The 17,307-nt window shown below is 71.7% G+C and carries 16 protein-coding genes; 10 read left to right on the forward strand and 6 right to left on the reverse strand.

Going from position 1 to position 17,307, the window contains the following annotated elements; all coding sequences use genetic code 11:
- Window positions 1–24: 24 nt before the first annotated feature.
- Genes NNW99_RS20230 through NNW99_RS20245 form a run of 4 tightly spaced genes read right to left on the reverse strand, consistent with a single transcriptional unit; the run spans window position 25 to window position 3,243 of the window.
- On the reverse strand, window positions 25–972 hold the full coding sequence (locus NNW99_RS20230; protein WP_215120537.1) for a hypothetical protein: 948 nt from the start codon (window positions 970–972) through the stop codon (window positions 25–27).
- On the reverse strand, window positions 969–1,973 hold the full coding sequence (locus NNW99_RS20235) for an ABC transporter permease (protein ID WP_215120538.1): 1,005 nt from the start codon (window positions 1,971–1,973) through the stop codon (window positions 969–971). The genes NNW99_RS20230 and NNW99_RS20235 overlap by 4 nt, the downstream gene beginning before the upstream one ends.
- Window positions 1,970–2,854 (reverse strand): ABC transporter ATP-binding protein, encoded by an 885-nt coding sequence (locus tag NNW99_RS20240; RefSeq protein WP_215120539.1) that lies wholly within the window; start codon window positions 2,852–2,854, stop codon window positions 1,970–1,972. The genes NNW99_RS20235 and NNW99_RS20240 overlap by 4 nt, the downstream gene beginning before the upstream one ends.
- Window positions 2,851–3,243, reverse strand: a complete 393-nt coding sequence (locus NNW99_RS20245) for a GntR family transcriptional regulator (RefSeq protein WP_215120540.1) — start codon at window positions 3,241–3,243, stop codon at window positions 2,851–2,853. Before NNW99_RS20245 ends, NNW99_RS20240 begins: the two co-directional genes overlap by 4 nt.
- A gap of 113 nt (window positions 3,244–3,356) precedes the next feature.
- Between NNW99_RS20245 and NNW99_RS20250 the strand changes: the two genes are divergently transcribed.
- The 6 genes from NNW99_RS20250 to NNW99_RS20275 are packed head-to-tail and all read left to right on the forward strand — an operon-like array spanning window position 3,357 to window position 8,695.
- Window positions 3,357–3,899 (forward strand): RNA polymerase sigma factor, encoded by a 543-nt coding sequence (locus NNW99_RS20250; protein WP_215120541.1) that lies wholly within the window; start codon window positions 3,357–3,359, stop codon window positions 3,897–3,899.
- Window positions 3,896–4,732 (forward strand): zf-HC2 domain-containing protein, encoded by an 837-nt coding sequence (locus NNW99_RS20255; RefSeq protein WP_215120542.1) that lies wholly within the window; start codon window positions 3,896–3,898, stop codon window positions 4,730–4,732. The genes NNW99_RS20250 and NNW99_RS20255 overlap by 4 nt, the downstream gene beginning before the upstream one ends.
- Window positions 4,729–5,589 carry an ABC transporter ATP-binding protein gene (locus tag NNW99_RS20260; protein ID WP_215120543.1) on the forward strand — a complete coding sequence of 287 codons (861 nt, stop codon included), beginning with the start codon at window positions 4,729–4,731 and terminating at the stop codon, window positions 5,587–5,589. Before NNW99_RS20255 ends, NNW99_RS20260 begins: the two co-directional genes overlap by 4 nt.
- Entirely contained in the window at window positions 5,586–7,103 is a 1,518-nt protein-coding gene (locus NNW99_RS20265) for an ABC transporter permease (RefSeq protein ID WP_215120544.1), read from the forward strand. Before NNW99_RS20260 ends, NNW99_RS20265 begins: the two co-directional genes overlap by 4 nt.
- Entirely contained in the window at window positions 7,091–7,750 is a 660-nt protein-coding gene (locus NNW99_RS20270; RefSeq protein ID WP_321170436.1) for an ABC transporter, read from the forward strand. The genes NNW99_RS20265 and NNW99_RS20270 overlap by 13 nt, the downstream gene beginning before the upstream one ends.
- 9 nt (window positions 7,751–7,759) lie before the next feature.
- The gene (locus tag NNW99_RS20275) at window positions 7,760–8,695 is read left to right on the forward strand and encodes a LysR family transcriptional regulator (protein WP_215120545.1); all 936 of its coding nucleotides are present in this window, start codon (window positions 7,760–7,762) and stop codon (window positions 8,693–8,695) included.
- Window positions 8,696–8,710: 15 nt separating this feature from the next.
- Here NNW99_RS20275 and mshD read toward each other — a convergent pair whose 3' ends face one another.
- Window positions 8,711–9,637: a mycothiol synthase gene (mshD, locus tag NNW99_RS20280; protein WP_215120546.1), complete on the reverse strand. Its 927-nt coding sequence runs from the start codon at window positions 9,635–9,637 to the stop codon at window positions 8,711–8,713.
- Between the two features lie 155 nt (window positions 9,638–9,792).
- On the opposite strand from mshD, the gene NNW99_RS20285 reads away from it, so the two are divergent.
- From NNW99_RS20285 to NNW99_RS20300, 4 genes are all read left to right on the forward strand, one after another.
- The gene (locus NNW99_RS20285) at window positions 9,793–11,616 is read left to right on the forward strand and encodes a bifunctional UDP-sugar hydrolase/5'-nucleotidase (RefSeq protein ID WP_215120547.1); all 1,824 of its coding nucleotides are present in this window, start codon (window positions 9,793–9,795) and stop codon (window positions 11,614–11,616) included.
- A gap of 58 nt (window positions 11,617–11,674) precedes the next feature.
- A complete protein-coding gene (locus tag NNW99_RS20290) occupies window positions 11,675–12,910 on the forward strand; it encodes a DUF2993 domain-containing protein (RefSeq protein ID WP_215120548.1) in 1,236 nt (411 codons plus the stop codon).
- 155 nt (window positions 12,911–13,065) lie between these two features.
- The gene (locus tag NNW99_RS20295; protein ID WP_215120549.1) at window positions 13,066–13,878 is read left to right on the forward strand and encodes a hypothetical protein; all 813 of its coding nucleotides are present in this window, start codon (window positions 13,066–13,068) and stop codon (window positions 13,876–13,878) included.
- Between the two features lie 160 nt (window positions 13,879–14,038).
- Window positions 14,039–15,073, forward strand: a complete 1,035-nt coding sequence (locus tag NNW99_RS20300; protein WP_215120550.1) for a glycoside hydrolase family 5 protein — start codon at window positions 14,039–14,041, stop codon at window positions 15,071–15,073.
- Window positions 15,074–15,145: 72 nt separating this feature from the next.
- On the opposite strand, the gene NNW99_RS20305 is transcribed toward NNW99_RS20300, so the two are convergent.
- A complete protein-coding gene (locus NNW99_RS20305; protein WP_215120551.1) occupies window positions 15,146–17,233 on the reverse strand; it encodes a pectinesterase family protein in 2,088 nt (695 codons plus the stop codon).
- Window positions 17,234–17,307: the final 74 nt, after the last annotated feature.

Here is a 17,307-nt window from a genome sequence, read left to right on the forward strand (position 1 = left end):
CGTGGGAGGACGCGCGGACCGGGTTCAGGGGAGGCGACGGGCCAGGACGACGAAGGCGGTGGCTGTCGCGGCTGCGGCCAAGGCCAGGAGCAGGCCTGTTTCCACATATTGCAGGGGCCAGAAGTGGGACTGGGGGTGGAAGGTGGTGTGGGTGGTCTGCGCGCCGTTCGGCGCCGGGGTGTTCCAGGAGACCTGGTAGGCCGAGCGGGGGAGTTCGATGCTGTTCGGCGCGATGCGCGTGATGGTGGGCCAGAGATCCTCGCGGTGGCGCTCCAGGAAACTGTGGAGGAGCAGGGACGCGCCGAGGGCCACTCCCGCGGCCGGCAGCGCCCGGCGCCACACCAGACCGGCGAGGGCGCCGAGGGCGAGACCTGCCAGGACGTACGCCACGGCCGTCGGGCCCGTCGACACGAAGACGTCCGCCTCGTACCAGTCGCCGGCCAGGTCCGGGTCGCCGTCTCCGCGGGCCCAGAGGTTCAGCAGGACGAGCCCGCTCGTGCCGGCGGTGAGCAGCGCGGCCGGGAGCGCCAGTTTCGCCGCGAGCCAGCGCAGCGGGCCGACCGACTGGGTCCAGGCCAGCTGAGCGGTGCCCTGCTCCAGCTCGCGGCCGATGAGCGTGCCGCCCGCCCAGGCGGCCACGGGGAACAGCGCCCAGGACAGCACCGTCGCGATCACGGACAGACCGGTTGAGTAAATCTCGTCGGCGGTGATCGCGTCGACCGCCGCGCAGGAGGGGAGCCCGTCGGCCGGGGGTGTCGCGCAGGCGCTCACACCCGCGCGGGCCTCGTCGCCCAGGGAGTGCAGCCAGACCAGGGCGGCCGCCACCGCGGTCAGGGCGAGGCCGGACAGGAGCAGGGCCGTGCGGTGGGTCCGCGACAGCGCCCGGAACAGGCCGCCCGGGCCGGTGTGCCGGGCGGCGGGCGGGGCGGTGGGACGGGTCCCTGGCTCGGTCGTCGCGCTGAGAGCGGTCATACGGCGGCTCCCGTGCGGCGGCGCAGCAGCCAGAAGGCGGCGGCGACGGCCAGGGCGGCGACGGCGAGGGCGATGCCGCTCTCCATGAGCTGGAGGGGCCAGAAGTGGGAGGACGGGTGGTAGGCGGCGTAGAGGCCGGTGATGCCGGACTCGGCGGAGCAGGCGGGTTCTCCCCAGCAGTCCGGTACGGGCACCCGGGCGCCGGTGGCGGTGAGGACGCCCCCTTCGACGACAAAGCCGGGTAGGTCCGGGGTGTTCTCGACGGACGTCACCATCGTGGTCGTGGGCCACAGGTGCGGACGCAGCTCGTCGAGCACGTAGACCAGGGACACGGTGGCCAGGGCCGCGACGCCGAGGGCGGGCAGGGCGCGGCGCAGCAGCAGGCCGGCCAGGACGCCGAGGGCCAGGGCGGCGAGGACGTGGGCGGTGGCGACGGGGCCGTTGACCTCGAAGACGCCGCTGTCGTGCCACTCGTATCCGCTCTGGAGGCGGCTCACGGAATTCTGGGACGACGACCACAGCATGCGCAGAAACAGGGTGATCGCGAGCGTGCCCGCCATGAGCAGCAGGGCCGGGATCGCGAGTCTGGCGGCCAGCCAGCGGGCAGGGCTGACCGACTGGGTCCAGGCCAGCTCGGCCGTACCGCTCTCCAGTTCACGCCCCGTCAGGGCGCCTCCCGCCCAGGCCGCGGTGAGCACCGGCAGCAGGGTGAGGAGGCCGGAGGCGATCGCCATGGCTGTCTGGTAGCGGGCGCTTGCGGCTCCGGGGTAGGCGCAGGCCTGGACCGGGTTCGGCACTTCGCAGCCGAGCGCCCGGTATTCGGCCAGCGCGGCGTCGGTGCCGGGGCCTGCGGCCCACAGCAGGGTGCCGATGCCCACGGCCGTCAGCATCAGCCAGAACAGCAGCGCCGAGCGGTGCACGCGCAGCGTCGCCAGGACCAGGCCGCGCGGTGCCGAGAGGCCCTTGGCGGCGACGGGCGGGACTGCGGTCACGGCGGTCATGCGGCGGCCTCCTGCGCGTCGCAGACGAGCGGCGGGGCCTCCGGGGAGCGCAGATGCGCGAGGACCAGTTCCTCCAGGGAGGGGCGGTCGGTGTGCCGTTCGTCGCCGAGCGGGCCCGCGGGCCGGACCAGTGCGGTGAGCTGGCGGCCGGTGGTGCGGGACTCGACCACGGTGTGCGGGTCCAGGGTGTCACCCGCGCGGCCCGTGACCAGGGTGTGCGCGGCGAGCAGGTCTTCCAGCGGCCCGGCCAGCCGGACCCGCCCGCCGCCGAGCAGCAGCAGATGGTCGCAGGAGCCCTCCAGCTCCGCCACCACGTGCGAGGACATGACAACCGTGGTGCCGCGGTCGGCGGCGTCGGCCATGAGGGTCGCCATCAACTGGTGCCGGGCGAGGGGGTCGAGGTCGGCCATCGGCTCGTCCAGAAGCAGCAGCTCCGGGCGCTTGCCGAGGGCCAGGGCGAGCGCGACGCGGGTGCGCTGGCCGCCCGAGAGCGTGCGGACCTTGGCATCCGGGTCGAGGTCGCCCTCCGCGATGATCCGCTCGGCGGTCCGGGCGTCCCAGCGGCGGGGGTTGAGGTCGCGGCCCATGCGCAGGGTGCCCGCCACGGTGAGCTGGGGGTGGAGGGGCTTGTTCTGGGCGACGTGGGCGAGGTGCTCGCGGGCCGCGGCCGGGGTCCGGCCGAGGACGGTGATCGAGCCCTCGGTGGGTCTCAGTAACCCGGCCGCGAGGGCGAGCAGAGTGGATTTGCCGGCGCCGTTAGGGCCGACGACGGCGCACACGCGGCCCGCTGGGAGCCGGAAGGCGCAGCCGTCCAGGGCCTTCCTGCGGCGCCGCCCGAAGCTCCTGCCCAGCGCCGCCGCCTCGATGGCGGTGTCGGTCATGCGTCCCCCTTGAGTCGCGCGAAGTGCGTATCGAGTACGGAAGTGAAAAGGGCGTCCACGTCGTCGCGCTCCAGTCCGGCCTCGCGGGCCCGGGTCGCCCATGCCTCCAGCTCCGCGCGGAGCGGGGAGTCGGCGGGAGCGGTGCCGAGGGACCTGCGGACGAACGTGCCGAGTCCGCGGCGCGCCTCGACCAGGCCCTCGCGCTCCAGCTCCCGATAGGCCTTGAGAACGGTGTTCGGGTTGATGGCGGTGGCCTCCACCACCTCGCGAGCCGTGGGCAGCTTGTCGCCCGGCTCCAACAGGCCGAGGCGCAGGGCCCGTTTGGTCTGCTGGACGATCTGGAGATAGGTGGCCACGCCACTGCGCCGGTCGATGCGGTAGTCGACCACTTGCCCTGCACCACCCTTTCACTAATTGAGTAGTGAAAGGGTGGTGCAGGGCGGGTCGGAAAGTCAAGCGTGCTTTCGTGAACCGATCGCGCGGGCCGGTCCGATGAGGAGATGTGAGCGAAACGAGAAGCGACGGGGAGCTGCTGCGAGCCATCGCCGCGGATGCCGACCGGCGTGCCTTCGAGGAGCTGTACCGGCGGTACGCGCCGTGGCTCCGGGCCCGGTTGCGGGGGCGGTGCGCCGATGTGGGGGTCGTCGACGACGTCGTGCAGGAGACGTTCCTCGCGGTGTGGCGCGGCAAGGCCCGCTACCGGGAGGACGTCGACGTGGCCGGGTGGCTGTGGCGCGTCGGGTCGCGGCGGCTGGTGGACGCGCTGCGCGGTGACGGGGCACGGGGGCGGTTGCGCCAGGCCCTGGCGCGGCTGCGGCACCGGGACGAGGCGTCGGCGGAGGAACGCGTGCTCGCGGGGGTGGAGCACGGAGATCTCGCCGGCGCCCTCGTCCGGCTGTCGCCGGAGTTGCGGGCGGTGCTGCAGGCGACGGTCATCGACGGACTCACCACCCGGGAGGCGGCCGTACTGCTCGGCATTCCGCCGGGGACGGTCAAGACGCGGGCCATGCGGGCCCGCAAGCAGTTGCGGGAGGCATTGGCATGAGGTGGCACGTGCCGGAAGAGGACCTGCGCGCCTACGCACGGGGAGAGTTGGCGGCACCGGCTCTGTGGTCCGCCGACGCGCACCTGGCGGCCTGCGCCCCGTGCCGGGCGGCGCTGGGCGAGGTCAGTGACCCGGTCGCCCTCGACGCGGGGTGGGAGCGGCTCGACGCCGAGCTGGACGCGCCCCGGACGGGAGTGCTGGAGTCCCTGCTCGTGCGGCTCGGAGTGCCCGGGCACATCGCGCGGCTGCTGGCGGCGGCGCCCGTACTGCGAAGGTCCTGGCTGGGAGCCGTCGTCGCCGTGCTGCTGCTGAGCGTGGCTGCGGGGCACCTCGTGAGGGGCGGCGAGTCCCTCACACTGTTCCTCGCGCTCGCGCCGCTGCTGCCGCTGGCCGGGGTGGCGCTGTCGTACGGACCCGCGCTGGATCCGACGTACGAGATGGCCGTCGTCGCGCCGATGCACGGGTTCAGGCTGCTGATGATCCGGACCGTGGCCGTGCTGGGCGTGGTGCTGGGCATGAACGGACTGGCGACCCTCGCCCTGCCCGCGTACGGGCTGCGCGCGCTGGCCTGGCTGCTGCCCGCGCTGGCGCTCACCGCCACGGGGCTCGCGCTGACGCCCCGGCTGGGGCCGGTGCTCGCGCCGTCGCTGGTCGGCGGGGCCTGGGTCGGGCTGCTGGTGCTGGCCGACGCGCTGCAAGCGGGCGCGCAGACGCCCCTCGCCCCGTTCACCGTGGCCGGGCAGAGCGTCGCGGCGGTGGTCGCCGCGCTCGCCGCCGGGCTGCTCTTTCTCCTCCGTGACCGATTCGACCTCTTCCAGGGACGTGCCGCATGACCCCGACCGTGTCCGCCTCCGGGCTCAGCCTCCGCTACGGCGGCACCCGCGCCCTCGACGACGTCTCGCTGCGGCTGTCCCCGGGCGTCACCGGACTGCTCGGACCCAACGGCGCCGGCAAGACCACCCTGCTGCGGGTCCTCGCCACGGCCCTGCCCGCCGACCGGGGCGCCTTCACCGTGCTCGGGCACGACCCGGGCACCGCGCGGGGCCGGCAGGACGTGCGGCGCCGGCTGGGCTATCTGCCGCAGACGCCGGGATTCCACCCGGACTTCACGGCCTTCGAGTTCGTCGACTACGTGGCGATCCTGAAGGAGATGACCGACCGGTCCGCCCGGCACCGGGAGGTGCGGCGGGTGCTGGACGAGGTCGGACTCGCCGACGTACGCGGGAAGCGGATCCGGAAGCTGTCCGGCGGGATGCGGCAACGCGTCGCCCTCGGGGCCGCCCTGGTCGGAGACCCCGGCTTCCTGGTCCTCGACGAGCCCACCGTCGGGCTCGACCCCGAACAGCGCATGCGCTTCCGGGAGTTGATCGCGGGAGCCGGTGAGGGGCGCACGGTGCTGCTGTCCACCCACCAGACGGAGGACGTGGCGATGCTCTGCCACCGCGTGCTGGTCATGGCCGGCGGCCGGCTGCGGTTCGACGGCACCCCCGCCGAGCTGACCGCCCGGGCCGCGGGGCGGGTGTGGAGCAGCACGGAACGGGACCCGGGCGCGAAGGCAGGCTGGCGCACGGGAACCGGAACCTTCCGGAACGTGGGGGACCCGCCGGACGGCGCCGAGCTCCTCGAACCCACCCTGGAGGACGGCTATCTGCTCACCCTCGACGGCGACGCTGTGGAGGTGGCGGCATGACCGCGGTGATGGACAAGCCCCTCGCGTCCGACGAGCGGGCCGACGGATCCCGGCCGTGGGCCGCCGTGATCGCCCTGGCCGGCTTCGAGACCCGTCGGCTGCTGACGATGCTGCCGATGCTCATCGCCTTCCTCGTCTACATCGGCTGGACCGTGTGGCGCACGGGGAAGGACTGGGGCGCCTATCCGGCCCTCCAGGACGCCGACCGCGCCACCCAGGGCGCGCCCATGCTCGTCGGGCTCACGGTGCTGCTGTGCGTCAATCGCGCCGCGCTGCGCTCCCGGCGGCACGGGACGGAGCCGTACTTCGGGACGCTGGTCATGCCGCCCTGGCGGCGTGCGGTCGCCCACGCGCTGTCGGCCCTGGCCGTGGCGCTGCTCACCGCCGTGTGCGTGGCTGCGCAGTTCGGCCGGGAGGTACTCCGGCCCGGCGCGATCGGGCAGGGTTCGGTGAGCGAACTGCTCGTGGGACCGCTGACCGTGCTGCTCGCCGGGCTGTTCGGGCTCCTCCTGGCAGGACTCGTGCGATCGTCGCTGGCCGCGCCGCTGCTGGTCGTGTTCGCCCTGTTCCTGTTCCTCTTCCTCTGGGGCACCAGCGACGACGCAAGCCGCTGGCTGCTGCCGGTCGTCGTCGAGGCCACCAGCAACACCCTGCCCTCCGACCTGCTGGGCCGGCCCGCGGGATGGCACGCCCTGTACCTGGCCGGGCTGGCGCTGTGCGCGGGCCTGACGGCGGTCCTGGTCGCCGGTGGCCGCAAGCCGGTTCTCCTGACGGGGATCGCCGGGGCGCTGGCCATGACCCTGGTGGGCGGGGTGACCCAGACGGGCGGCGAATCCCCCGAGCTGGTCCGCGCCCGCGAACGCGCCTCGGACACCCCCGGGCAGTTGCAGTCCTGCGTCCGGCGGGACGGATCGATGTACTGCGCGTTCCCCGAGTGGGGGCCGCGGGTCGGGGACTGGGCCGGGGTGGTGGACCGGGTGCGGTCCCTGGCCGGGGGCCGCGCCCAGGACCAGAAGATCGTCGTACGGCAGCGGATCGAGGCCCGCTACGGCCTCTCCAGTGACAGCGCGCTGACGCCGCTGGAGCGTCCGCACGAGGTGACGGTGGGCACCCAGTGGGGCGGCAACCGCGTCCCCGAGTTCTCGGCCGCCGTCGCCGGAGTGCTGGTCGCGGGCGAGGAGAAGGCCGCGACCTCGATATGCGACGGCCGCATCGTCACCGTCATGTGGCTGGCCCTGGGCTGGGAGTCCGACCCGATGGCCGCGCTGCGGCGCGTCCGACTCGACGACAGCGACACCGGCTCGGCCGTCGTGCTCCAGCCGACGGACGGCCTGTCCATGACCGAGGCCCAGACGGAGGTGGTGCGCGAACTGCTGGCGCGGCCCCGGGGCGAGGTCACGGCACGCGTGAAGGACAACTGGGCCGAGCTGACCGAGCCGAAGGTGACGGCGGCCCGGGCCGCGGAGCTGCTGGGCGTGGCCGCACCCGAAGGGGACGACAAGTGCGCGTACTGAGAGGGGAGTTGGTCGGCGCCGTCTGCCGGACCCTGCCGTTGGGGATGGTGGGGTCGGCCGGTGCGGCAGGGCTGCTGATGGCAGCGCTGACCCGGACCACGGGCGAGGCGGGCGAGTGGCTCGCGCTCCCCCTCCTCCGGGCGGCGATCCTGGCCTTCGCAGTGGGCCTGGTGTTCCTCCTGGACGACCCGGCCCGGCACACCACCTCCACCGTGCCGACCCCGCGCCCGGTCCGCACCGGACTGCGGGTGGCACTCGTCCTCCCCCTCATGACGGCCTGGTGGACGGTGGCGCTGCTGCTCGTACCGCGCGACATACGGCCGCCGGTCGCCGACATCACCCTGGAGGCCGCGTCGGCCTTCGCCCTGGCGCTGACCGCCGCGGTGATCGCGGTACGCCACACCGACCTCACCCACCCCGGCCCCCGCCTCGCGGCCGGCCTGCTGACCTCGGCGGTACTGACCCTGCTGTTCTGGCCCGACCGGTGGGCGCTGTTCGTGCCCGTGCAGGACGACCGATGGGCGGCGGCGCATGACCGGTGGGCGGTGGTGTTGGCCGTGGCCCTGCTGGTGGGGGTGCTGGGGGTGGGGGAGCCGGTGCGGCGGTGGTCCTGGCGCGGGGGCCCGGGCCGCAGGTCGTACTCCTAGAGTGCGGTCGTGGACCTCAAAGCCGTACGAGCCTTTGTGGCGATCGCCGACTCGGGGCAGTTCCAGTTGGCCGCCGTGGATCTGGCCCTCACCCAGCAGGCCGTGTCCAAGCGGATCGCCGCGCTGGAGAAGGACCTCGGGGTGCGGCTGCTCGTGCGCACGGCACGGGGAGCGGAGCTCACCATCGACGGGCAGGCGCTCCTGCCGCACGCCCGGGCCCTGCTCCAAGCCGAGGAGCGGGCGGTGGCCGCCGTGCGCCCCGGGGACCGTGCGCTGAGGGTGGACGTCGTGGGGCGCCGGGTCGCCACGGCCGGGCTGGTACGGGACTTCCACCTGGCGCACCCGGAGATCGCCCTGGACGTCGTCACGCTGTTCGGCGCGGACACGGCACTGGCCGCTGTGCGGGACGGGGCCGTCGACGCCACATTCCGTGCCGTCACGATGCCCGGGCACCGGCTGCCCGAGGGCGTCGAAGCCGTCCCGGTCCTCGACGAGCCGCTGCGGTTGTGCGTCGGGCCCGACCACGAGTTCGCCCGGGCCGCCTCGGTGACACCCGCGCAACTGGCCGGGCACCGGATCTGGATGCCGGGCAACGAGCCTGGCACGGAGTGGGCCGCGTACTACGACGAACTCGCCGCGACCTTCGGCCCGACCATCGACACCATCGGCCCCAACTTCGGCATCGAGGCCCTCCTCGACACCATCGCGGGCACCCCGACGCTGGCGACCTTCCTCAGCGAACGCACCCCGCTGGTCTGGCCGACCGGCCACGACCTGCGCCTCGTCCCCCTGCGCGACCCGACCCCGGTCTACCCGCACGCACTGCTGTGGCGCACGGACAACCCGCATCCGGGCCTCGCCGCCCTCCGCGACCACCTGCTGGCGAGACGCCCGCACCCGTCCGAGGGGGAGACGTGGCGCCCGACGTGGGCGCAACCCGGCTAACGGGCAACGGGCCGATCAGGTCTCCGTCCGGTACATCAGATCCACCTCGTGCGTCTCGAACCCCAGCCGCTCGTACACCGTCACCGCCGCCTTGTTGTCGGCGTCGACGTAGAGCATCGCCGTCGGCAGGCCCTGCCGTGCCAGATGCCGCAGGCCGATGGTGGTGAGGGACTTGCCGAGGCCGCCGCCCTGGGCGCCGGGGCCGACGCCGAGGACGTAGACCTCGCCGAGGCCCTCCTGGGCGTGGACCTTGGTCCAGTGGAAGCCGACGAGTTCGTCGCCGCGGAAGGCGAGGAAGAAACCGGCGGGGTCGAACCACGGCTCGGACTTGCGGTCGTCGAGGTCCCGCTGGGTGAGGGAGCCCTGCTCGGGGTGGTGGGCGAAGGCGGCGGCGTTCACGGCGAGCCAGGCCGCGTCGTCCCGGCCTGGGACGAAGGCGCGGACGCTGACGCCCTCGGGGAGCCTCGGGTAGGGCGCGTCGAAGTCGCTCAACGGGCGGCGCATCTGACGCAGTTCACGGAACAGGGTCAGGCCCAGGACCTGCGCGAGATGCCGGGCGGCGGAGTGGCCGCCGTGCGCCCAGACCCGCAGCCGCTTGCCGGAGGCGGCCAGCAGGGCGGAGCCGAGCGCCCGCCCGTGCCCGTGCCCGCGATGCCCGGGGTGGACGACCAGCTCGGCGGCCGGAGGCTCCACCGGGTCGGTGTCCTCGAGCTGGGCATAGCCGACGAGTTCGCCGTCGACGGTGAGCAGCAGATGCGCCACGCCCTCCCGCTCGCCGCCGCGCAACTGCAACCGGCCCTGTTCGGACACCGCCTGCTGCCCGTCGGTCCGGGCGGCCTCGGCGAGCAGCCCGAGCACGGCCTCGGTCTGCTCGGGGGAGAGCGCGGCAAGGGTCTCGATCGAGCGGGGGCGTCCGGGCCGTACGGTGTCGTCGCTGGTCATGCGTACGAGGGTACGGGGACCCACCGGGAAAACGGCGGCAAAGAAGCAACCAGGATGTAACCACGAAACACCTGTCGCGCTACGCGCGTTGACTCTAGGCTGCGCCGGACGACATCACCGTCTGAACAATCAGCAGCAGACCCACAGGGGGGCGAATGCCAGCCACTTCACCGGCATCGGTGCACCAGGAGCGCCGTAGACGTCGTACGAATCGTTTCGCCGCAGTCGCCGCCGGTGTCGTCACCGTCGGTGCGCTGGCCGCCGCCGGGCTGCCGGGGTCGGCGACCGCGGGCGAGGACCACCGCAAGGGCGGTCACTGGCCCGGCCGCTACCAGGATGTCCAGCTGCTGTCGTTCAACGACCTGCACGGCAACCTGGAGCCGCCGGCCGGTTCGTCCGGCCGGGTCACCGAGCAGCAGGCGGACGGTACGACGAAGACCATCGACGCGGGTGGCGTCGAGTACCTGGCCACGCATCTGCGTGAGGCCCGCAAGGGTGAGAAGTACTCCGTCACCGCCGCCGGCGGCGACATGGTCGGCGCCTCCCCGCTGATCTCCGGGCTCTTCCACGACGAGCCGACGATCGAGGCGCTGAACAAGCTCGACCTCGACGTCACCTCCGTCGGCAACCACGAGTTCGACGAGGGCGCCAAGGAGCTGGGCCGTCTGCAGAAGGGCGGCTGCCACCCGAAGGAAGGGTGCTACACGGACAAGAAGTTCAAGGGCGCCGACTTCCCCTACCTGGCCGCCAACGTCCTCGACGAGAAGACGAAGAAGCCGATCCTCAAGCCTTACTGGGTGTGGAAGAAGAAGGACGTCAAGGTCGGCTTCATCGGCGTGACCCTGGAGGGCACCCCGGACATCGTCTCCGCCGAGGGCGTCAAGGGCCTCTCCTTCAAGGACGAGGTCGAGACGATCAACAAGTACGCCAAGGAGCTGCGGAAGAAGGGCGTGAAGTCCATCGTCGCCCTCATCCACGAGGGCGGCTTCCCGGCGTCGACGTCGTACAACTACGACTGTGACTCCCCGGGCGCGGGCGACGGCATCTCCGGGCCGATCGTCGACATCGCCAAGAACGTCACGCCGCAGGTGGACGCGCTGGTCACCGGCCACACCCACAACGCGTACGTGTGCAGCATCGACGACCCGGCGGGCAAGCCCCGCATGGTCACCTCGGCCGCGTCCTTCGGCCGCCTCTACACCGACACCACGCTGACCTACGACCGCAAGACCGGCGACATCGCCCGTACGGCAGTGAAGTCGGCGAACCGCGTGGTCACCCGGGACGTCCCCAAGGCGCCCGACATGACGCGGCTGATCAGCAAGTGGAACACCCTGGCCGCGCCCATCGGCAACAAGCCGATCGGCTACATCTCCGGCGACATCGGCAACACCGGCAGCGAGTCCCCGCTCGGCGACCTGATCGCCGACGCCCAGCTCGCCCACGGCAAGAAGCTCGATGCGGAGACCGACCTGGCGTTGATGAACCCGGGAGGTATCCGGGCACCCCTGACGTATGCGGCCAAAGCCGGTGAAGGCGACGGTGTCGTGACATACGCGGAGGGCTTCACGGTCCAGCCGTTCGCCAACACCGTGAACCTGCAGAACTTCACGGGCGCGCAGCTGATCCAGGTTCTCAAGGAGCAGGTCACCGGCGCGAACGCGGCGGCGCCGAAGGTCCTCCAGGTGTCGTCGGGCCTGACCTACACGCTGGACCTCACCAAGTCCGGCGCCGACCGCGTCGTCACCGACTCGGTCAAGCTGGACGGCAAGGCCATCGACCCGGCGGCCACCTACCGTGTCGCGACGAACAGCTTCCTCGCGGGCGGCGGCGACGGATTCCCGACGCTGGGCCAGGGCACGAACGACCTCGTCGGCCTCGACGATCTGGCCGCTCTGGAGCAGTACTTGACGGCCAACTCCTCGGCGTCGAACCCGCTCGCGCCGCCGAAGGCGGACCGGATCACCATCGTGAAGTAAATCGCATACCTGGGGTTCAGGTTGCGGGGTGGGGCGGTGCGCATGGTCGGATGAGACGATGCGCACCCCCCACCGCATAGACACGCATCATCCCGACGACCGCTCCGAACAGCCCCACAACCCTTACGACGAGCTCGGCGCCCTCGATGACGGGCCTCTGGAGGCGACCCCTCTGCAGGACTTCCTCGGCGAGGACGCGGAGCGGCGTGACGAGCAGGAGCCGGAGTGGTCGCCGCCCGATCACCGTCGCGGCGGCCGACGAAAAAAGAATCGTTTCGCCGGGCTGCCGTTCGCGGTGAAGGCGGTGGTGGGCCTGGTCGTTCTCGCCTCGTTCGCCGCCCTCGGTGACCGCTGGGCGGTGCTGTACGCCGAGCACAAGGCCGCGGGCACCCTCAAGGACCGCCTCGACCTGGCCGCCGCGCCCGAGGTGGAGATCGGCGGCTTCCCCTTCCTCACCCAGCTCGCCGACAAGCGGCTGGAGTCGGTGAAGGTGACCGTCCCGGACGTCGCCGCCGACCGGGTCTCGCTGGCCAAGGTGTCGGCAACGGCCCATGACGTACGGCTGAACGCCGACGGCCTGACCTCCGTGCGCGGCGCCGACGTCCCCCGGTTCGACGGCGACGTCATGCTGTCCTTCGAGGACCTCAACCGCGAACTCGGCGCCTCCCAGGTGACGTTCACCGGCGAGGGCCGGGACCGCGTGCGGGCGCGCGGCACCCTGCCGGTCGCCGGGCACAACCTGAAGCTGCGGGCCGAGGCCCGGATCCAGCGGCAGGGGGAGCGGGGCATCGCCACGGAGATCGGCGGCATGCGCCTGGACATCGGGGATCTCGCCACCTACCGCCCCGGCAAGCGCGCCTCGGAAGGGCTGCATCTGACGCCCAAGGCCTCCGCCGACCTGGCCCGGGAGACCCAGAAGGCCAAGGCGCTGCTGTCGGTCCCCGCCATCGTGAAGCGCATGGGCGTCCCCGAGGCGACCGTGAACGACGCCCTGGCCGACGACGGCAAGCTCGCCGAGCTGACCGGCTCCCCGCGCTTCGCCCGCCAGGCCGAACGCCTCAACCTCATCGACCTCGCCCTGAACAACCCCGACGTCCTCAAGCGCCTCGGCCTCGACCCCGACCTCCTCGGCGAGCTCTCGGGCCTGACCCGCCCGGTCCTTGCCGACCGCCTCGCCCTGGCGTTCGAACTGCCCAAGCCGGAGCAGGGGGACGTGAAGCTGGAGGACGTACGGGTGGAGAAGGACGGCATCAAGGTGCGGCTGTCGGGCTCGGGGCTGTCGGTGGGCAGCTGAGCCACTCAGAGGCCGGGGCCGGGGCCGGAGCCGGGGCCGGGGGGCCTTTCGCGCAGCGGAATGTGCCCGGAAGTCTGGCCCACGGGCGCTGTCCGCACTCCGCGATCGTCGGGAGACTGGGCCGGGCGTACCGGACCGAGACGAGGATGATGCGGATGCACAGGCACGGTAGGTCGCCGGAATCCGAGGCGGACGCGCGGGCCGGACACCCCCACCGGCCCCTGCTCAAGCCTCATGAGGACGGCTCTCAGGCGGCCCAACTGGCGGCTGGCGGGCAGTTGACGCCGGACGCGGCGATGTCCCTCCAGCGCACCGCCGGGAACGCCGCGTTCGTGGCCGTGCAGCGCATGCCCCAGGGTGGCAACGGCGAAGGTCCGGCCGAGGAGAAGCCCATGGACGGGCTGAGCCGGTTGCGCAGGGCGAACGCGCGGGCGGAGAAGCGCGGTCAGGCGGCGCCCACGCTCGGGCAGGCCGAGAGCCCCTTCGGCGCCTACACGGTGAACAAGGGGCGGGGTGCCGGTCCCTACATCACGTCGAACGTGAAGCACCAGCACCCGGGGAGCGAGAGCCTCGGAACCACCTACGAGGAGCTGGTCCGGGCTCTCGACGCCGAGCATCTGCCGCTGGTGGCGCAGGCCGCGCGCAGTGGCGCGGAACTGGACGAGGAGATCCTCGGCAGCATGGACGCGACGCAACGGCGAGCCGCCACCATGCTCTACGGGATCATGACGCAGTCCGAGGAACGCAGGTTCCCGGGGGCCGGCAAGGCCATGCGCAGTGCCCTGGCCAAGCAGGGCGACCCCTACCACGAGGCCGAGGAGTTCGACGAGGACTTCCCGATGGCCAAGGAGAAGGGCGCGCAGTACTACCGTGAGGTGCTGGCCGGGAAGAAGCAGCTCTCGGACAAGGCCCGCAAGAACCTGGAGGACATGTCCTCGTCGTCTTCGGACGGGGAGAGGTCTTCCTGAGGCCGCGGGAAGTCCTCAGAAAGCCCAGGCGCTGATCCCTGGGTGAAACTTTGTGTGCAGATGTGTTGACCTCTGTTCGAGTCTCCTTCTAGTTTCGTGCTCCACTGAGCGGTCCTGCTGTGGGCTGCTCGTCTTCGCACATGCTCAGAATGGGGATGTCGTGTCTCAAAGGAACCATCGCGGGACAGCGTGCGTGGGGGCGCTGCTGGCCTGCGTCACGGCATTCGGCGGAGCGCTCGCCTCCCCCGCTGCCGCCTCACCCGCCCACCGCCCGGCCACGCCGCCGCCGGTCAGCGACTTCAAGGGCGTCAACTGGGCCGACCCGCGCGACAACTACGCCGACGACGCGGTCGTGCCCTCGGGCCTGTCCACCACCGACAGCTACGCCACCACGTACGCCAAGTCGAAGGCGATCATCACCGGCTTCTCCAAGCTCGGCGCCAACACCGTCCGCCTCCCGGTCAACCCGACCTCGGTGAACGGCCCGTTCTGGAAGTCGTACCGGGCCGCGATCGACGCCGCCACCGCCAAGGGCTTCAAGGTCATCCTGGGCTACTGGGAGGCCGACAACGCCAAGGACGGCAAGATCGACGACCAGGCCTCCTGGGACCGCATGTGGGCGCGGATCACCACCTCCTACGCCCTCAACTCCAAGGTGTACTTCGAGCCGATGAACGAACCGTTCGGCTACACCGCCCAGGAGTGGACCGACATCGCCGCGCAGTGGGTGAACACCCACCGCTTCATACCCCGCGACCGGATCCTGATCGGCGGCTACAAGTACAGCGAGGACGTCAAACCGGTCTGCGCCGACCCGCGCCTCAAGGGCACGCGCCTCGCCCTGCACAACTACGGCTTCTGGCACACCGACTGGACCAGCGTCGACCAGTGGAAGGCCGACTTCAAGGAGCGCATCGGCGACTGCGCCTCGCGCACGATCCTCGACGAGTTCGGCGCCTCCATGACCACCGGCCTGGACTACAACGGCCCGGTCGGCACCTCCAACGAGATCGCCTACATCCAGGCCGCGACCGACACCATCCGGGAGCTGGGCCTCGGCTCGGTCTACTGGCCCGGCCTGCGCAACGGCGACACGTACTCCCTCACCACACTCCAGGGCACGGGCACGAAGCTCAGCCTGAAGGTGAACAACCAGAGCGGCCTGGACCGACTGCACCACGCCTGGAAGCAGTAGGCCACCCCCCCCAGGGCATGGTGACCCTTCCGGGCCCGGCGCCGCTTGTCAGCCGGGCCCGGAAGGGAGCCGTCAGGACGCCGAGGGCGTCCAGCCCGAGAGCCAGTCCGCGACCTCCTGGTCAGCGGCCTGCGCGTCGGTGAGGTGAGGACGGTTGCTGTTGGCGTTGCCCGCCCCGGCACCCGAGTTCTTGTACTCGGCGAACCGGTCGTCCTTCCACGAGAAGCCGCTCATGTCGGTCCACGGCGTGGACTTCACGGCGGCACTGAGGCTGGTGTTGCGGACGGTGGTCTGCGGGTCGAGCGAGGCGTCACCGCCCGCGTGCCAGGGCCGTCCGAGGAAGAAGCTGCCGTTCGAGACGTCGCCGCTCACCGTGGAGTTGGCGATCAGGATGCCCTTGCGGTTGGCGGCCGTGCTCGGAGCCGTGACGTAACCGGCCGAGGTCCCGTCCCAGCGCTTCTTCAGCGTGATGACGGACTTGTCGACGACGGCCGTGGCCCGCCCGAAGATGAAGTCGACGTTGCCGGTGACGTAGGAGTTGCTGACGTAGACCCGCCCGAGCTTGTCCTTGGCTGCGGTGTCGAGCAGCAGTGTGTCCTGGTCGCCGTCGACGATGATCCCGTCCAGGAACACCTTGTCGGCGGCGGTCCGCAGGGCGACGGCCTGATGCCCGCTGAGGCTCTGGTTGGCCTTCTCGTCGAAGTCGTTGGAGATGGTCAGGTTCCGCGCCTGGAAGTCATCGGCCTCGACGGCGACGGTGGCGCTCCCGCCGGTGCCGTACGTACCGCCGCCCGGCTTGGGCGTACCGGCCGCGTTGTTGTAGACGATCGTCGTGTCCTTGCGGCTGCCGCCGGTGCCCTGGATGGTGACGTGCGGCTTGTTGGCCGGCACCTTCACGAGTTCCCGGTACGTCCCCGGCTTGACGGCGATGACGACCCGGGCGGGATTGTTCGCCGGTACGGCGTTCACGGCGGCCTGCACGGTCCGGTACTGCCCGCTGCCGTCGGCGGCGACGGTGAGGGTGGTCGCGGCGGCGGCCTTGGTGGAGGCGGCGGCTGTCGTACCGATGGAGGCACGGGGCCCGACCCCGGACCGCAGGATGGCGGGGATGTCGGAGGCCTGATCGAGGGTGTACGGGTAGTAGACCTTCGGATCGAAGGCGCTTCCGCCGCTCTCGTTCCTCCCACTGGTCCCGGAGAAGACACTCCCGCGCTGCACGATCGCGGCGCCGCTGTCCTTGATGACGGGGTTCTTGATGCCCTGGAAGTAGGAGTTCTCCAGGACCATCTTCGTCGCGCCGCGCGAGTAGTTGCCGTACGACGACTTGATGTCGGTGCCGGCGGCGTCCTCGAGGAAGTTGTTGTAGAGGTGGGCGTGGGCGGCGTTGTCGGTGGAGGGGTTGCGCTGCTCGGTCTCGCGGATCCAGTTGTGGTGGATCGTGATGTCGGTCTTGACGTTCTCGGTCCAGCCGATGCCGAAGGTCTTGTTGTTGTCGCTCAGCTTGTTCCAGGAGACGGTGACGTTCGTCGAGTCCTTGCGGACGTCGATCAGCCCGTCGGCCATGTGCCGCAGATCGTTGTGATCGATCCAGACGTGATGGGCGCCGTCCATCTGGATGGCGTCGAAGTCGTGGTCCTTGTCGTTCCACACGCCCTGGTACGCGTCCCGGATGGTCAGGTTCCGGATGATCACGTTGTGCACGCCTGACCCGAGGAAGAACCCGCCGCCGACGATGTGCCCGGAGGTCCCCTGACCCACGATGGTCTTGTCGGACTGCACCTTGATCTCTTTGCCGACCGGGTTCATGGCGATGGTCCCGGCGACGACGATCACGTACGGCTCGGCGGCGGTCGCGTACTTCTCCAGCTCCGCCTGCGTCTTCACGGTGACGGTCTTGCCGTCCCGCCCGCCGTACGTCCCGTTCTGCCCGAGCGAGTTGACGGAGGCGAACCCGTCGGCGGTGGCCGTCGCCCAGGCCGGGGCGGCGGCGGAGGCCTCCCGGCCGCTGCCACCGAGCACACCGAGGTCATTGCCGTACGCGAGGGCACCGGCGGCGGTCAGAGCCAGGGGCACCGTGACGGCCAGCGCCTTGTGGCTTCTGCGGCGCCGGTGCCGCGGCCCGGGGTGGAGCGGGGGGTTGCTGCGCGGCTGCTCACTCATCGGCGGGTCCGTTCCGTGCGGGGGGATGGTCCGGGGTGGGTCGCCGCCACGGGCGGAAAGGTTGCCGCACGCTA

The sequence above is a fragment of the Streptomyces sp. CRCS-T-1 genome, assembly GCF_024442335.1.
GTDB classification, from domain to species: Bacteria; Actinomycetota; Actinomycetes; order Streptomycetales; family Streptomycetaceae; genus Streptomyces; species Streptomyces koelreuteriae.

Bases quoted from the DNA above. Each gene is read 5' to 3' on its own strand.
- NNW99_RS20230 (WP_215120537.1), bottom strand. From the start codon at position 972: ATGACCGCTCTCAGCGCGACGACCGAGCCAGGGACCCGTCCCACCGCC.
- NNW99_RS20235 (WP_215120538.1), bottom strand. From the start codon at position 1,973: ATGACCGCCGTGACCGCAGTCCCGCCCGTCGCCGCCAAGGGCCTCTCG.
- NNW99_RS20240 (WP_215120539.1), bottom strand. From the start codon at position 2,854: ATGACCGACACCGCCATCGAGGCGGCGGCGCTGGGCAGGAGCTTCGGG.
- NNW99_RS20255 (WP_215120542.1), top strand. From the start codon at position 3,896: ATGAGGTGGCACGTGCCGGAAGAGGACCTGCGCGCCTACGCACGGGGA.
- NNW99_RS20260 (WP_215120543.1), top strand. From the start codon at position 4,729: ATGACCCCGACCGTGTCCGCCTCCGGGCTCAGCCTCCGCTACGGCGGC.
- NNW99_RS20265 (WP_215120544.1), top strand. From the start codon at position 5,586: ATGACCGCGGTGATGGACAAGCCCCTCGCGTCCGACGAGCGGGCCGAC.
- mshD (WP_215120546.1), bottom strand. From the start codon at position 9,637: ATGACCAGCGACGACACCGTACGGCCCGGACGCCCCCGCTCGATCGAG.
- NNW99_RS20285 (WP_215120547.1), top strand. From the start codon at position 9,793: ATGCCAGCCACTTCACCGGCATCGGTGCACCAGGAGCGCCGTAGACGT.
- NNW99_RS20290 (WP_215120548.1), top strand. From the start codon at position 11,675: ATGCGCACCCCCCACCGCATAGACACGCATCATCCCGACGACCGCTCC.
- NNW99_RS20295 (WP_215120549.1), top strand. From the start codon at position 13,066: ATGCACAGGCACGGTAGGTCGCCGGAATCCGAGGCGGACGCGCGGGCC.
- NNW99_RS20305 (WP_215120551.1), bottom strand. From the start codon at position 17,233: ATGAGTGAGCAGCCGCGCAGCAACCCCCCGCTCCACCCCGGGCCGCGG.